A 16,071-nucleotide genomic window follows, 5' to 3' on the forward strand; every position below is an offset into this window, starting at 1 on the left:
AGGAGTCTTAAATGATATCGTTAATCTTCTTAGGAAGAGCTATTTTCACTTTTAGCTTATACGTACTTATTCTACGTTTGTGGATGCAGCATGCAAGAGTAAATTTTCATAATCCTTTTACCCAATTTATAGTTCGCATTACCCAACCTATTATTGGCCCGATGCGAAGAGTGATTCCGTCTATTGGTCGAATTGATACGGCTACTTGGATTCTTTTTTATGGGGTAGCCCTACTTAAAATTATGTTTATTTGCCGTTTTGAAGCAATTAACTTACCACTTTTTAGCCTTTATTACCTGCTTTTTGCCTTAGCTGCTATGGCACATGCAGTCGGACATCTAATATTTTTGTTATTATTATTTAGAGCAATTTTAAGTTGGGTTAGTCGTGGGCAATCTAATACGGATGAATTGCTTGCTCAATTGACTGAACCACTTATTGCCCCGATTCGTCGTATCGTTCCACCAATCGGTATGATTGATATTTCATTTATGATTTTCGTTTTTATATTAATGTTTCTGAACTTATTGGCTATCGATTTTCTTGGCAACTGGTGGCTAATACTATAATTAACAAAAGAGAGCCTGTGCTCTCTTTTAAATAATATGATCTTCCCAACAAATTACATCTTTTTCATATACAATTCGATTTTTAACCGATATTTTTAATTTGTGCATTACCTTTTTATTACCAACAATTAATGGATGCCACTCAGGTAACTGCCCCGTTTGTGAAAAATAACGATAAGTGCAAGTTGGCGGTAACCATTCAATAGTCAGCAAATTTTCTCGGGTTAACTTGATACAATCGGGTTCATAATTAAAGCGATTATGGTAATGTCTGCATTGGCATGTATTTGAATCAAGCAAATTACAAGCAACATTGGTATATAGAATTTCGTCGGTATCTTCATCCATTAATTTATTTAGACAACATTGACCGCAACCATCACAAAGTTGTTCCCATTCATCATCACTCATTTGATCTAAAGATTTATGTTCCCAAAAAGGTTCAATCATACTTTAAAATCATCTTCATTTAACATTTGTAAGAAAAATCCATCCGTTTTAATCTTTTCCTCAATTTCCTGTGCTGTACCAACAACAAAACGTCTTTTACCATCAAGCAATACTTTCATAACAAAAGCTGGCGTACCAAAAATCGACATGATTTTTTCAGGAATATGAGAGAAATCGTTTTCTTGCTCCATGTAAAGATAACAATTTTCTTTTTTTGTGCTTCGATAAATATAACACCACATCATAAAATAAAACCCTTCTCCTCAATTATTTCAGACTATTTTGTAAATAAACACCAGCACCAAATAATCCTGGATCTTTATGAGTAATCACATAAACAGGAATTTTTTTAACCAAAAATGACATCCGACCTTTGTATTCAAACGCTTCTCTAAATGGTGATGATTTAAAGAATTCAATAAATCTAGGTACTATACCGCCAGCAATATACACACCACCTTGAGTGTTAAGGGTTAAAGCTAAATTGCCACCGAACCTTCCCATAAAAGTACAGAAATACGTTAAGGTTGCTAAGCAAATCGGACAACTATTCGATAATGCTTTATTGACAATAATATCTGGAGTGATATCTTCAATCGGTTTTTTATTGATCTGTAATAACGCTTGGTAAATATTAACAATACCATTACCCGATAAAAATCGTTCGCAAGAAACTCGGCCAAATTTTTTTCTTAATTGCGCTAAAATTCGATCCTCATCTTCATTAACCATTGGCAATTCGGTATGGCCACCCTCACCAGATAAGCTGATCCAATGTTCATTAACTCTAACTAGATGAGAAACTCCAAGACCAGTCCCTGCACCATAGATTGCTATGGGATAATCGAGATTAGGTTCTTCTCCACCAATTTTAACCAGATCCTGCGCTGATAATTTAGGAATAGAAGTTGAAACTGCGGTAAAGTCATTAATTACTTCGAGCTTAGTTAGTTTAAGTTCATTAATAAGTTCTGAGCGAAAAAATGACAAGTTATTATTAGTCATTTCGATCAGATCCCCTTCATTGATTGGGCAAGCTATAGCAATGCAGGCCATATCAACGGTTACAGACTGAGTTTTTAAATAGGTTTTAATTAATTCGAGTAATATATCATCTTTCGAAATAAGGATTTTAGTTATTGCTGATAATTCATTCGTTGCTAAATCATAAAGTGCAAAACGGGCATTGGTTCCACCAATGTCGGTAACTAGTGCATATTGACTCATGTTATTCCCTTCTTTAAAAAATAAAATCTTTCTATATGAACAATAGTTCAATAAATATTAAAACAAAATTGATAATATTATGGACTATTTAGAATGATTTAACTAGATTCCGTTAACAGAATTTACTACTCAAATTACCGCTAACTATTGCGATAATTTGAGTCGTTGACAGGAAAATAACCAACTATAACCATTTTTTGAGTTTAAAGTAAATGTAAGGCGCAACCCCTGCTAGCAGCATTAATAATAAGGATAACGGATAACCATACTCCCATTTTAACTCTGGCATGTTTTCAAAGTTCATACCATACGCTGATGCCACCACTGTAGGTGGTAAAAACACCACTGAAACTACCGAAAATATCTTAATTATTCTACTTTGTTCAATATTAATAAAGCTTGTAGCCGCCTGCATTAAAAAGTTAACTTTTTGGAATAATGACTCATTATGTGGTACCAGTGATTCAATATCTCGGATAACTTCTCGAGCCTGTTCTAATTGTTCAACAGGCATCTTAGCGCGACGAACTAGATAGTTAACTGCACGCTGACTATCCATTAAACAAAGACGCACTTTCCAAGCTGTATCTTCAAGTTCAGCTAAGGAAGTAATCGCTTCATCATAATGCTCCTGAGCAGAGCGATCCATGATAATTAAGCTTAATTCTTCAAGCTCACTATAAATATTTTCGATTTGATCGGCTAACTGTTCGACTTTAACTTCAAATAAATCCAATAAAACTTCATAAGGATTTCCATCACTCATTTCCTGATATCGGGAACGCATTCGATATAAACGAAACGCAGGTAAATCACGTTCACGTAACGTAAATAAACGCCCATTATGCACGGTAAAAGCAACAGTTGAGTTACCTGCTCGGTCTTCAGCATCTTCATAAAAAAAGAAGGAGTGAACATGAAATCCTTCATTATCTTCGAAAAAACGAGCTGATGCCTCAATATCATCTAATTCAATACTTGTTGCTAAATTCTGACCTAAGTTTGTCAGAATGAATTCACGATCCGCTTCCTCTGGCTCTATCAAGTCAATCCAGGTCGCATTTTTTATATCGCCTTCATTAATTTTTACTAATTGTTTGTTTTTTAATCCAAACGCATTAATCATAAGGCCTCCAGCAGGAAAATGGTTTAAGATGGAACATCCACAAATGGCTGGCATTATACTCGTTATAGGCAGAAATTCCTATGTTTAAACCAATCTTTCTAATTTTTTAAAATTTGCATACAAACTTCCAAATTTAAATTAAATTCGGTGATGTTATTTCAGTCTCATGTTACAATACCGTACTTATATATCTATGCAATTGTTAGGAGTTTATAAATGGCAAACCGAGGAATTAATAAAGTCATTTTAGTTGGTAATTTAGGTCAAGATCCAGAAGTACGTTACATGTCAAATGGTAACGCTGTTGCAAATTTTAATGTTGCGACATCTGAAACTTGGAAAGATAAACAAACAGGTGAAAACCGTGATAAAACTGAATGGCATCGAATTGTCGTATTTGGTAAATTAGCTGAAATCACTAGTGAATTTCTTAAAAAAGGAACACTAGTTTATATTGAAGGACAATTACAAACTCGTAAATGGCAGGATCAATCAGGTCAAGATCGTTATACTACAGAAGTTGTTATCAACCCTATTGGCGGTTCATTACAAATTTTAGGCAACCGCGCTGGTAATGACTCTTTCAATGATGGTTCAAAAAGTTGGGGACAAAGCGCTAATAATACCTCCTCTGCGCCAGCTACTCCTGCTGCACCTCGTGCTTCAACCCCTAACGATACCCCAGCAAGTCAACCAGCTATGTCAGAACCGCCAATGGATTTTGATGACGATATTCCATTTTAATAGTTATTTATACATTTCTTTATTTTACAGGCGTATTAATTACGCCTTTTCCAATAATTAATATTCTTCTATTTCAAAATAACATGCTGATACTAGCTTTTTTCCCTGCTTTAAAAACAAGATACGATTTAAAAATCATAACCATTATCGCTATATTCTAAACTACAAACCTAATTTTTGAACGCTAAGATGAGATGAAATTCAGTATCGGCATTACCCGCTTTATGACTGAAAAATAGTTATTGTTTTGAAATAGTTCAAATTAATTGAACTTTTAATCTTTTGTTAGATTAATTTGGCTAATTAGTGGTGGTAAGCCAACTACTTGAACTTGGTAAAGGTGAGATTTTGATGTTACTCGCTGCTTTATCTTATGCGCTATATGGGGTATTAACCAAAAAATGAACTATCAAAATCGCAAATTGGTATTCAGTCTATATGCAAATTATTTTGATACATTAGCTTTATTACCCGGATTTTTAATAAGCAATAATATAATCATAAATTCTTATAATGTTTGTTTGGTTAGTTCTTTATGCTGGTATTCCCCGCTTCAATCATTGCGCCATTTGTTTGGGTTATAGGCATATATAAAACCGCTCTTTTCTTAAATTTAACGCCTATTATTACTGCACTAATTTCAATAACATTTTTGTATAAAAAGCTATATAGTTACTATTTAATCGGTGGTGGAATATCATTTATCGGTGTGATATTAGCCCAAAACCTAAAATCACCGTTATTTAAAATGAAAGAGTCAAATAATGGCAACTAATTAAACAGTATTGAGCAAATTTTGATTATTAGTTAATGTATCTTTTTTATATATTTCATATATACTTAATTCAAACTACTATTACAATTTAGATTCAATTTATGTTGGAACTTATACAAACAGTCGGGTTTGGTTTAATTTTGTTTATTCCATTAACTAATCCATTAACTACCGTTGTACTTCTATTGGGCCTATCTGGCGATATGACCAACGAAGAGCGTAATTACCAGTCAAAAATGACTTGTATTTATGTCTTTATCATCATGACTGTCTCATTTTATTGTGGGCAATTAGTCATGAGTACATTTGGCATATCCATTCCTGGATTACGTATCGCCGGGGGAATAATTGTTGGCATTATTGGCTTGAGAATGCTATTTCCTCAACAACCCTCACATAAAACCTTAGAGGCTGACGAAAAGAAGAAAGAAGTTTCAAATAATATTGCGTTTGTACCATTAGCCATGCCAAGCACAGCCGGACCAGGAACCATTGCAATGATTATCAGTATGGCTTCAACGGTAAAAAGCGGTGGGTATAACATAGCAACTTGGGTAGTTTATACCTCATCAATTCTTATCCCTTTACTACTATGTATTATTTTATGGTTATGTATGCGCAGCGCTGGCAACATAATGCGGTTTATGGGTAAAAGTGGCATTGAAGCCACTTCAAGAATTATGGGTTTTTTATTGGCCTGCGTGGGTACTCAATTTATTATAAATGGGGTTAAAGAGTTAGTGTTGAACTTCCCAAATATTTGAGGAACGCTACTTTTAACATCATATTAATTATAGATTTGGGATATTTTTAATCATCTCAACCCGCATTAAAAAATCATATAGCGGCAACAATTGCTTAAAGCCTTTAGCTAGTTTATCGGGTAAATCACCATTTAATACATCTTCAATATGATTATTAGTTACCAAAACAGCAAGATTTTTTCGATTGTACCATGTCGATATCTTTTCATCTTGTTCTTTGATTAAAGGTCTTTTATAAGTCTCACCGACTAATTCAAATGGCTTTTTAACACAGCGAATAACTTTTAGAAATTTCTCAGTATCATTTACTATCTCATCACGAAATATATCCATCGTTTGTTTGGATGCGCAATAATAACCCAATCCATAACGGTAACTATCTGGACTGATTTCAAAAAAATAGGCTGGCGCTTCTTTCCAATCACGATTAGGTCGCTTGAAAGTTAACCATAGGCAACTACGATATAGTGATTTATCTTTCGAAAATCGCGTATCACGATGAATTCGCGATATGGTTTTACCAATTGCGGGGCGCGTTTCTAACCACTCATCAATTTTAAGCATGGTTGGGGTTAATTGCTCGACTAATATTCGAAAGGGTTTAATCAAATCATTATCATAAATAGCTCGATGCTCATCAAACCATACCTTACTATTATTAATCCACGCATCTTGTAAAAAATTTAATCCCGCTTGAGTAAATCCAGTAAAATTTGCCATCGTCTATTCCTTAAATAATGCTCTTACTTTATCTAAATCTTCTTGGGTATCAACACCAATTGCCGGAGGTTGTTTAGCCACAGCAACATGGATTTTTTCACCATACCAAAGTACGCGCAATTGTTCCAACATCTCAATTTGCTCTAAAACCGAAGGCGTCCATTGAATATATTGCCTAATAAAACCAGCTCGATAAGCATAAATGCCAATATGACGCAAATAGAAATCGCTAATTTCATCTATCTTACCTTGCTCATTTAATTTAGCAAAACGATCACGCTCCCAAGGAATAGTCGCCCTAGAAAAATAAAGTGCATATCCATCTTTATCCATAACTACTTTTACTGCGCCGGTATTAAACGCTTCTTCAACGCTATTAATTGGAACAGCTAAAGTCGCCATGCCGATTTTATATTTTACTAAATTCTCAGCAACTTGATCGATAATAATTGGTGGAATTAATGGCTCATCACCTTGAACATTAACGATCACTTCGTCATCAGCAAATTTATAAGTATTAATAACTTCAGCTAACCGCTCGGTACCTGAATTATGTTTAGCGCCAGTGAGTATCACCTCGCCACCGTAGCTTTTCACGACATCATAAACTTGATGATGATCGGTTGCAATAATTACTCGATTAGCAGACGACTTTTGTGCTTGCTCCATAACCCGAATTATCATTGGTTTGCCGTGAATATCAGCTAGTGGTTTTCCTGGTAAACGACTTGAAGCATATCTTGCAGGAATAATTACCGTAAAACTCATAAAATTACCTCTAAACTTTTTATTCTTTATCACCATGAGATTGATTTAGTTGTTTCGCTTCGCTGGTTAATAAAACCGGAATACCGTCTTTTATTGGGTAAGCCAACAACTCTTTTTGGCAAATTAATTGTTGATTTTGCTTATTATATTCCAATTGTCCATGACATTTAGGACAAGCAATAGCATTTAATAGCATCATTTTTTTTCTCTTTGTGATTTTTTTTCTTCAAATAGTGAATAAATCTTTTCAATGACCTGATCGGGGATTACAGCATCAATGGGTAAATACCACCAGTTAGGTAATGCAAATTGACGACATTTTACTGCATCTTTTTCAGTCATTAAAAGTGTTTGATTAGTGCCTACTACTTTTTCTAATAACGGTAGGGTAAAATTTTGGTGATCAGCAAAGGATTCGGTATAAACCAAATCAGCTCCCATTTGAGTTAACATATCAAAAAAACGCTTTGGATTACTAATACCGGCAATTGCGTAAATATGATGTAATGCCGATAATTCACATTGTTTATTAGTAGAAAGATTTACTACATGATCGGGTACTAATTGCATGGTAAAAGTTCTATCAGGATATTGATTGATAAAGTCTTTTGAACTATCACCATTAATAATAATTAAATCAACCGATTTTAAACGACTACGTCTTTCTCGCATTGGCCCCGCGGGTATCCACCAACCATTACCGAATAAACGTTTACCATCAACCACTACAATTTCAATATCACGAGCTAAAGCATAGTGCTGTAAACCATCATCGGTTAAAATCACATCCAATTGATGAGAATCTAATAATGCTTTGACAGCATCAACGCGTTTTGGTGCAACTGCAACAGGTACATGTGTTCTGTGATAAATTAAAACAGGTTCGTCACCAGCTTGCTTTGTACTAGTATTTTCATCCAAGATTAATGGATAATGATTGGATTTTCCACCATAGCCTCGCGAAACCAGTCCTACTTTTAGTCCCTTAGCTTTCAACGCTTCAATTAAACTAATGGCAAGTGGTGTTTTACCATTACCGCCAGCTGATAAATTTCCAATAACAATAATTGGTACAGGCGATTGCCATGATTTAAATATACCCAGTTTGTATAATTGACGACGAACACAAGAAATCAATCCATATAAGAATGAAAATGGCAGCAGCAACCAAAATGATTTATTTTTACCATACCATAGTTTTTCAATCATAATATCGCTCGCTAATACCTATCATTTTATAACCTTTATTAATCTCATTGTTTTGCCTTATTTTACTCATAAAATGGTAAACTACCAAACCAATCATGATACCATCTAGGATATATATCGTGCCGCATCGTTTTTTGTTGCCATGATGTAGGGTAAAAAAACAGACTTATCTGCCCTTCTCTTGCCGTGACATGATAATTGATTTTTAGTTCTTTATAACGAGCAGTGATTTTGTTTGCTGGAAGTTGCCAAGGGTTATAGCGTGACGTTGAAGTCAACGCATTGACGGGATTAACATAATTTAAGAATGGATAACTTGATGAAGTATTACTACCATGATGTGGCGTCTGTAATATGGTTGAGGATAGATCCTGCTTATACTGTAACACTAATTCATGCTCTTGTTTACGCTCCAAATCACCTGTTAATAATACTGAAAATCGACCATCAGTAATGTGTATTACACATGAATCGGCATTTTCTGTATTATCAACTAATTTAGTTGGCCATAACACTTTAAAATTTAAATTATTCCAATTAAAATTGTGATTGGCTAGGCAATTATAATTATTTGGCAAACCAGAAGATGAACTCATAAGCCAAGCATTGGGATAACGTTGATGTAGATAGGATAATCCGCCAATGTGATCATTGTGATTATGGCTAATAATAATGCCTTCAACTTGAAGGTTATGCCATTGCAAAAACGGTATAATTACTTGCTCTGCAGCTGAGCTGTTTTCCCACTTAGCTCCAGTATCATATAAAACGGCTGATTTACCATTATGAATCACAATAGCAAGACCGTGTCCTACATCCAATACATCCATGCGCCATAAATAATCAGGTTGTTTATAAAAAGGTGAAAGAGCAATAATTAAGATGATAAAAATGGTGAAGCTAAACCGTCGCCAAATCGCTGTTCTCATTATTATCAAGGTTAACCAGCCAATAAAACTCAGATAGTAAAAATCCATTGAAATATTTAGCCACATAAGATTCAAATAATTCAAACAATAAAACAACCATTCAAGCGAATTTTCGGCAACAAACCATAACCACAAAGCAATATAAAAACAGTCGAAAAAACTAAACAATAGTGCTAATAATATTGCTGGAAAAGTAACAAGAGAGATAATAGGAATAGCAATTAAGTTAGTGACTAATGAAACAATACTGATGCCATGAAAGACATATAATTGGATCGGTAGTAATAACAGAGTCAAACCAAATTGTAAATGTAATAATCTAAATAAATACCAGCGTTTTTTGTGTTTTAGTATTTTAGGTAATGGCAACCAATCAAACAAAAAAATTAAACTAACAACCGCATAACAAGACAACCAGAAACTTTCAGACAATATCATTAGCGGATCAACAATTAACAATGCCGCAATAATTCGATTTATTTTTTGCCATGCACTTATCTGATTATTCTTATAACGTAAATAGATCCAAATTGATAAAGCAAAAATTGCTCGTAATGCAGGAGGATTAAATCCAGTTAACCACGTATAACCTACACTACTTAACCACCCTATAATTATGGGTAGCAAAAAGCAAATAAATCGTTGTGGTAAGCAAAATATTAACCCTTTTGTTAATACGAAGCTAATTGAGAAAACTAATAGAATATGCATTCCCGAAATTGCCATTAAATGAGCAACTCCAGTTTGTATCATCGTTATTCGATTATGTGTTTCAATTTGCGACCGATCACCAAAACCAAGCGCTAATAAAATGCCTCGATTGTTAAATAAATTAATATAGGATAAACATCTATCAGCAATAATTTGCCGAAGATTGGATTTATCTTCAAGCAGAGCTGATTTGATGACTTTGGCTTTTAATAAAGATTGATTTGCTATTGCAAAACGTTGTTTATCAAACCCGCCTTCATTTAAATAGCTATGCACCACTTTTGTTTTTATAGTTAATTGCCAAATTTGTCCTGCTTTAATTAAATTAGATTGTTCCCAATAAATAGCAATCGGTATCGGCGATGGCAAAGGTTCATCTGAAATATTGATAATTGAAAATTTTACATAGTGGGGAGTTATTAGATTAGTTTGAATTTCGGAAGAAACATAGGTATTAACACTTTCAACTTTTGCGGTAACGACTAATGTCCGATCTATATAAGGTTCAATCGAACTGAGATATTGCTTTGCTGTAGCTGTCGACCAAAGAAAGCCCAGTCCAAACAAAGTGACAAAAATAAAATAACCTTGAAATTTTACAGCCAGGATAATGAGGATTGAAGCTAGAATGAACCAATATTCATCACTCGGTAACGAAGGCAAAACCATTAATGGCAAACAGCCTAATGAAATTGCTATTGCCATTAAATCAATTGAACGCCGCATTAACTTTTACATCTAATATTGAATAAACACCCAATTTAACATAGTGGGAATTTATACAAGTTAATGTATAGCTAATTTTAGATCTCTATTCCAATTTATAAATGGATCTTTCATTTTTTATATCAAAAAATGATTTATTTAATAATAAATAATAAAAAAGCCTTTAAATAAAATCAAAGACTTTTTTAGTTAACAATATTTAATTATGCTTTAGCGGCATTATTTACGCGTTCACGTAGCTCTTTTCCCGGTTTGAAGTGAGGAATATATTTGTGTTTAACTTCTACATTCCCACCTGTTCTAGGGTTTCTTGCTTTACGTGGAGCACGATAGTTTAAGCTGAAACTACCAAAACCGCGAATTTCAACACGGTCGTTACTTTCCATTGCTAATGCGATTTGCTCAATAATATCTCTAACAGCATCATCTACCAGTTGCACAGGAAGGTGTGCCCGCCAGTTGACTATTTTTTCTGCTAAATCGGATCTGTTCATGGTCACTCCTAATTTAATTTATGTAGTATATAATTTATTCATTTTATACCACAAAAGAAAAAGAGGGCAAGCCCTCTTTACTCTTTCAATAAATATTTTTTACTCAGTTTTTGATGCCGCTTTGAATGCTTCAGCCATTGCGTTAGTAAATGATGCATCTTCCTGAGTTGCAGTATTATTTACAGCAGCAAGTGCTTCTTTCTCATCAGCTTCATCTTTCGCACGAATAGATAAAGAAATTGCACGAGTTTTACGATCGATATTTACAATCTTCGCTTCAACTTCGTCACCAACGTTTAATGCAGTAGTTGCATCTTCAATACGCTCACGAGCGATATCTTGTGCTTTTAAGTAACCTTCGATACCATCAGCGATTTCGATTGTTGCACCTTTAGCATCAACAGCGGTAACTTTACCTTTAACAATTGAACCTTTTTTGAAGTTAGATGCAAAGCTACTAAATGGGTCATCTTCAAGTTGTTTGATACCTAATGAGATACGTTCACGATCAGCATCAACTTGTAAAACAACGGCTTCAATATCATCACCTTTCTTATAAGCTTTAACCGCTTCTTCGCCTGGCATATTCCAAGAGATATCAGAAAGATGAACTAAACCATCAATACCGCCATCTAAGCCAATGAAGATACCAAAATCAGTGATTGATTTGATCTTACCGCTTACTTTATCACCTTTATTGTGTGATTCAGCAAATTGTAACCATGGATTTGGTTTACATTGTTTAAGACCTAAAGAAATACGACGACGTTCTTCATCAATTTCAAGAACAACAACTTCAACTTCATCACCTAAACTAACCACTTTAGATGGATGAATATTTTTGTTAGTCCAATCCATTTCAGAAACATGTACTAAACCTTCAACGCCAGTTTCGATTTCAACGAAACAACCGTAATCGGTTAAGTTGGTTACTTTACCAGTTACTTTAGTACCTTCTGGGTAACGTTTAGCGATTGAAACCCAAGGATCTTCACCTAATTGTTTTAAGCCAAGAGAAACACGTGAACGGTCTTTATCGAATTTAAGTACTTTAACAAGCAATTCTTGACCTACTTCAACCACTTCGCTTGGGTGTTTAACGCGTTTCCAAGCCATATCAGTGATATGAAGTAGACCATCAACCCCACCAAGATCAACGAATGCACCGTAATCAGTAAGATTTTTAATAATACCTTTAACTTCAGAACCTTCTTGTAGATTTTCAAGAAGTTGTTCTCTTTCTGCGCTATTTTCAGATTCAATTACTGCACGACGTGAAACAACTACGTTGTTGCGTTTTTGATCTAATTTAATAACTTTTAATTCGATCTCTCTATTTTCAATATGAGAAGTATCGCGTAATGGACGAACATCAACAAGCGAACCAGGTAGGAACGCACGAACGCCATTAAGATCAACCGTAAAGCCACCTTTAACTTTACCATTGATAACACCTAAAACTGTTGCAGCATCTTCAACTGCTTTTTCTAATGTTAGCCACGCTTCATGACGTTTAGCTTTTTCACGAGATAAGATTGTTTCACCAAAGCCATCTTCAATTGAGTCAAGCACAACGTCAACAACGTCGCCAACTTGAACTTCTAATTCACCTTGGGCATTTTTAAACTGCTCTACTGGAATTGCTGATTCAGATTTTAAACCAGCATCAACTAAAACAACATCTTTGTCGATTGCAACGACAGTACCATGGATCATATTACCAGAACGAGTGTCTAGTTGATTTAAAGACTCTTCAAAGAGTTGAGCAAAAGATTCAGTCATATTTTTATTTACTTAAGTTAAATTTAACGTCCACATTACATCCTGTCCTGTGGGGTTGTTTATAATACTCCACTCATCCTTGCAGTGGAGCTTGGTTCACGTAGCAAGTTTTAATACAAACTTACAACGCAAGTTTTTCTTTTATATACATAATAGATTGATTAAAAACATCTTGAATTGAAAGTGATGTGGTATCAATTATTAGTGCATCAACCGCAGGTTTTAATGGCGCAACGGCACGATTACGATCGCGCTCATCACGGGCAGTTATCTCCTGCAAAATTTCGCCGAATTTAGCATGAATTTGCTTATCTTGCAACTGTTTCATTCTTCTTTCTGCTCTTGAATGGGCACTAGCATCAAGAAATATTTTAACCGAGGCGTCAGTAAACACCACTGTACCCATATCCCGACCATCAGCAACCAATCCCGGCAACTGTCTAAAGTCACGTTGACGTTGTAGTAAAGCAGTTCTTACTTCATTGATTGATGCAACTTTTGAAGCAGCTCCACCTGTCTCTTCTGTTCGTATTTCACGAGAAACATCTAAACCATCTAATAAGATTTTCACATTATCACTACTTGTATCAAATGTCAGTGGTAATTTAAGAGCCAATGTCGCTAATTGTTTAGTATCATCTAAAGCAATATTTTGTTGCAAAGCAGAGAGTGCCAACACTCGATAAATCGCCCCCGAATCTAAAAGATGCCAATTAAAATGATTGGCTAACGCTTGACACAATGTACCCTTACCAACTCCACTAGGTCCATCAACAGCAATAACCGGAATATTATTAGTCATGTTATATTTCACTTAATTGTTTAAATTGTTCAAAATAGTCAGGGAACGTTTTCACCGTACATTTTGGATCCAAAATGGTGACTGGTGTATCAGAAAGTGCAACCAATGAAAAACACATTGCCATACGATGATCATTATAAGTTTTAATATCAGCATGATTGAGTTTGGTTGGAGGAATAATAGTAATATAATCCTCACCTTCCTCAACACGCGCCCCCACTTTACGTAGCTCAGTTGCCATCGCTGATAAACGATCAGTCTCTTTAACTCGCCAATTGTAAATATTGCGAATAGTGGTAGGACCTTTAGCAAATAACGCAGTAGTTGCTATCGTCATTGCCGCATCAGGAATATGATTCATATCCATATCAATGCCATTCAATTCGCCACGCGTACATTCAATATAATCATCGGCCCAAGTAATTTTGGCGCCCATTTTTTCCAGCACATAGGCAAATTGGGTATCGCCTTGCAGACTCTTTTTACCAATTCCGGTAACACGTACCGTTCCGCCTTTAATTGCCGCTGCGGCTAAAAAATACGAGGCAGAAGAGGCGTCACCTTCAACCAAATAGTGCCCCGGAGATTGATAAGTTTGATTGGCTTTAATGATAAATTTTTGATACCTGTCATTGGTAACTGACACACCAAACATCGCCATCATCTTAATTGTGATATCAATATAAGGTTTAGACACCAGATCACCAATAATGGTAATTTTAGTATCATTGGTAGCTAACGGGGCCGCCATTAAAAGTGCGGTTAAGAATTGGCTTGATACTGAACCATTAACCGCTATCTTACCACCTGTAAAACCACCATGGATATGTAGTGGCGGATAGCCGTCATTTTCAAGATAATCAATCTTAGCGCCCCCTTGACGCAACGCATCGACCAAATGACCAATTGGGCGCTCTTTCATACGTGGTTCGCCAGTTAGCACAATATTGTTATCAGCTAAACAGAGTGCCGCAGCTAACGGACGCATCGCTGTCCCTGCATTACCTAAAAATAGCTCCAACGGATGAGCAGAATGTAATTTGCCACCTACTCCTTCAATGTCACAAATCGTTCGATCGCTTGATAATTGGTATTTGATATCCAGCGCTTTTAAAGCATCAAGCATATAACGCACATCATCACTATCAAGTAAATTAGTTAATCGGGTTTTACCATGACTAAGTGCAGACAAAAGTAAGGCACGATTTGAAACACTTTTAGAACCAGGTAAATTAATTGTACCAATAAATTTTTTTATCGGTTGTAATGTTAAAGATAACATAGTAACTCTCTTTAGTAATTTTAATATTCTTTAGAATTTATCTAAGGTAGCTTTCAACAATTTTATCGCTTGTTGATCTTTAGCGCTATCTTGCCACAACTTATCAAATAAATGACGATAACGTCTAATCGCATCTTCTGATGAGGTAATTGAGGCAATACCAGTTGTCACATTAGGTAACTCGCCTAATCTAAACGGGCTCATAGCTAACGATAACGCATTATCATGTTGATAAAATATCTGAAAAGCAATAGATGGAATAGCTTGTTGAGTAATCGCAATTGTTGGTGCATAAGCTTGATCTTCAATTAATTCAATTAAATGATAGACCTCTTTTCGAGCCAACAACATTCTTTCCGACTTTTTACCTGGTGAAATGGTTAAATTACCAACTAAACCAATATGTAAAAATCGTTCAATATTGCGTAAGCTAATTAAATTAATAACTTTTGGAGCAGATTGATAAAATTGAGTTTTACGATCATTTAAAATAGATAAAGAGGTCGCATATTTGTGAGCTTCATTGCTTTCACTTGATTCTTTTAACATCATTGCTAAATGAGACAAATAATTGGGGGAAGTTAATAGAAAAGAAAAAGGGTCAAAATGCGAATAAATATGGGTCGACTGTTCTTCAAGTTGACGCATTCGTTCAAAAAAACCGTCTCCACTTGAATAATATTCGGTATCAATACCTAGTAAACTAGCAAATGACGTATCTAATAAAGAAGCTAATCGTTCAAGAGTTTCAATTTTTACAATTTCGCCTTTTTCTAAACGGTAAACTGCCGCTCTTGATATTTTAAGACTTTCAGCAACCTCTTCAGCTCTAAGAGAGGCAGCGATGCGATAAGCTCGCAATCGCTGTCCGATAGCACAATAATCAATCGATCCAGTAATCATAATATACTCAAACTATTGGGATTTTGGCAGTGTACCATATGGTGAGTACAATGCCAATTCCATGTAATGATATTTCAGGTTGAATCTATG

Annotated in this window: 18 protein-coding genes; 4 read left to right on the plus strand and 14 right to left on the minus strand. The window is 35.0% G+C overall.

Annotation, left to right across the window (positions count from 1 at the left end; translation table 11 throughout):
• The first annotated feature begins 11 nt into the window (after positions 1-11).
• Positions 12-569, plus strand: coding sequence for a YggT family protein (locus AC5LXI_RS10830; RefSeq protein WP_493442332.1), 558 nt, complete (start codon positions 12-14; stop codon positions 567-569).
• Between the two features lie 27 nt (positions 570-596).
• Here the strand turns inward: AC5LXI_RS10830 and AC5LXI_RS10835 are convergent, their stop codons facing one another.
• From AC5LXI_RS10835 to corA, 4 genes are all read right to left on the minus strand, one after another.
• On the minus strand, positions 597-1,019 hold the full coding sequence (locus tag AC5LXI_RS10835; RefSeq protein WP_493442333.1) for a YcgN family cysteine cluster protein: 423 nt from the start codon (positions 1,017-1,019) through the stop codon (positions 597-599).
• Entirely contained in the window at positions 1,016-1,264 is a 249-nt protein-coding gene (locus tag AC5LXI_RS10840) for a YcgL domain-containing protein (protein WP_493442334.1), read from the minus strand. Before AC5LXI_RS10840 ends, AC5LXI_RS10835 begins: the two co-directional genes overlap by 4 nt.
• A gap of 22 nt (positions 1,265-1,286) precedes the next feature.
• Positions 1,287-2,246 carry a glucokinase gene (gene glk / locus AC5LXI_RS10845; RefSeq protein ID WP_493442335.1) on the minus strand — a complete coding sequence of 320 codons (960 nt, stop codon included), beginning with the start codon at positions 2,244-2,246 and terminating at the stop codon, positions 1,287-1,289.
• 184 nt (positions 2,247-2,430) lie between these two features.
• Positions 2,431-3,372 carry a magnesium/cobalt transporter CorA gene (corA, locus tag AC5LXI_RS10850; RefSeq protein ID WP_493442336.1) on the minus strand — a complete coding sequence of 314 codons (942 nt, stop codon included), beginning with the start codon at positions 3,370-3,372 and terminating at the stop codon, positions 2,431-2,433.
• A 285-nt stretch (positions 3,373-3,657) separates the two neighbouring features.
• Between corA and ssb the strand changes: the two genes are divergently transcribed.
• From ssb to AC5LXI_RS10865, 3 genes are all read left to right on the plus strand, one after another.
• Complete coding sequence (gene ssb / locus AC5LXI_RS10855) at positions 3,658-4,116, plus strand: single-stranded DNA-binding protein (protein WP_493444295.1); 459 nt, start codon at positions 3,658-3,660, stop codon at positions 4,114-4,116.
• Positions 4,117-4,651: 535 nt separating this feature from the next.
• Positions 4,652-4,891, plus strand: coding sequence for a hypothetical protein (locus AC5LXI_RS10860; RefSeq protein ID WP_493442337.1), 240 nt, complete (start codon positions 4,652-4,654; stop codon positions 4,889-4,891).
• A gap of 92 nt (positions 4,892-4,983) precedes the next feature.
• The gene (locus tag AC5LXI_RS10865) at positions 4,984-5,655 is read left to right on the plus strand and encodes a MarC family NAAT transporter (protein WP_493444296.1); all 672 of its coding nucleotides are present in this window, start codon (positions 4,984-4,986) and stop codon (positions 5,653-5,655) included.
• Positions 5,656-5,682: 27 nt separating this feature from the next.
• On the opposite strand, the gene AC5LXI_RS10870 is transcribed toward AC5LXI_RS10865, so the two are convergent.
• The 10 genes from AC5LXI_RS10870 to AC5LXI_RS10915 all read right to left on the minus strand — a co-directional run bounded on the left by AC5LXI_RS10870 (position 5,683) and on the right by AC5LXI_RS10915 (position 15,981).
• Positions 5,683-6,375: a DUF2461 domain-containing protein gene (locus AC5LXI_RS10870; RefSeq protein WP_493442338.1), complete on the minus strand. Its 693-nt coding sequence runs from the start codon at positions 6,373-6,375 to the stop codon at positions 5,683-5,685.
• Positions 6,376-6,378: 3 nt separating this feature from the next.
• Positions 6,379-7,143 (minus strand): 3-deoxy-manno-octulosonate cytidylyltransferase, encoded by a 765-nt coding sequence (kdsB, locus tag AC5LXI_RS10875; RefSeq protein WP_493442339.1) that lies wholly within the window; start codon positions 7,141-7,143, stop codon positions 6,379-6,381.
• Between the two features lie 19 nt (positions 7,144-7,162).
• Positions 7,163-7,342 carry a Trm112 family protein gene (locus AC5LXI_RS10880; protein WP_493442340.1) on the minus strand — a complete coding sequence of 60 codons (180 nt, stop codon included), beginning with the start codon at positions 7,340-7,342 and terminating at the stop codon, positions 7,163-7,165.
• On the minus strand, positions 7,339-8,352 hold the full coding sequence (gene lpxK, locus AC5LXI_RS10885; protein ID WP_493442341.1) for a tetraacyldisaccharide 4'-kinase: 1,014 nt from the start codon (positions 8,350-8,352) through the stop codon (positions 7,339-7,341). Before lpxK ends, AC5LXI_RS10880 begins: the two co-directional genes overlap by 4 nt.
• A gap of 62 nt (positions 8,353-8,414) precedes the next feature.
• A complete protein-coding gene (locus AC5LXI_RS10890) occupies positions 8,415-10,718 on the minus strand; it encodes a DNA internalization-related competence protein ComEC/Rec2 (protein ID WP_493442342.1) in 2,304 nt (767 codons plus the stop codon).
• Positions 10,719-10,921: 203 nt separating this feature from the next.
• Positions 10,922-11,212: an integration host factor subunit beta gene (gene ihfB / locus AC5LXI_RS10895; RefSeq protein ID WP_086359459.1), complete on the minus strand. Its 291-nt coding sequence runs from the start codon at positions 11,210-11,212 to the stop codon at positions 10,922-10,924.
• Between the two features lie 99 nt (positions 11,213-11,311).
• Entirely contained in the window at positions 11,312-12,994 is a 1,683-nt protein-coding gene (gene rpsA / locus AC5LXI_RS10900) for a 30S ribosomal protein S1 (protein ID WP_493442343.1), read from the minus strand.
• A 121-nt stretch (positions 12,995-13,115) separates the two neighbouring features.
• Positions 13,116-13,796 carry a (d)CMP kinase gene (gene cmk / locus AC5LXI_RS10905; RefSeq protein ID WP_493442344.1) on the minus strand — a complete coding sequence of 227 codons (681 nt, stop codon included), beginning with the start codon at positions 13,794-13,796 and terminating at the stop codon, positions 13,116-13,118.
• Position 13,797: 1 nt separating this feature from the next.
• Positions 13,798-15,078: a 3-phosphoshikimate 1-carboxyvinyltransferase gene (gene aroA, locus AC5LXI_RS10910; protein WP_493442345.1), complete on the minus strand. Its 1,281-nt coding sequence runs from the start codon at positions 15,076-15,078 to the stop codon at positions 13,798-13,800.
• Between the two features lie 30 nt (positions 15,079-15,108).
• Entirely contained in the window at positions 15,109-15,981 is an 873-nt protein-coding gene (locus tag AC5LXI_RS10915) for a helix-turn-helix domain-containing protein (RefSeq protein WP_493442346.1), read from the minus strand.
• Positions 15,982-16,071 lie beyond the last annotated feature (90 nt).

It is taken from the genome of Gilliamella sp. LMG 34361 (genome assembly GCF_984569075.1).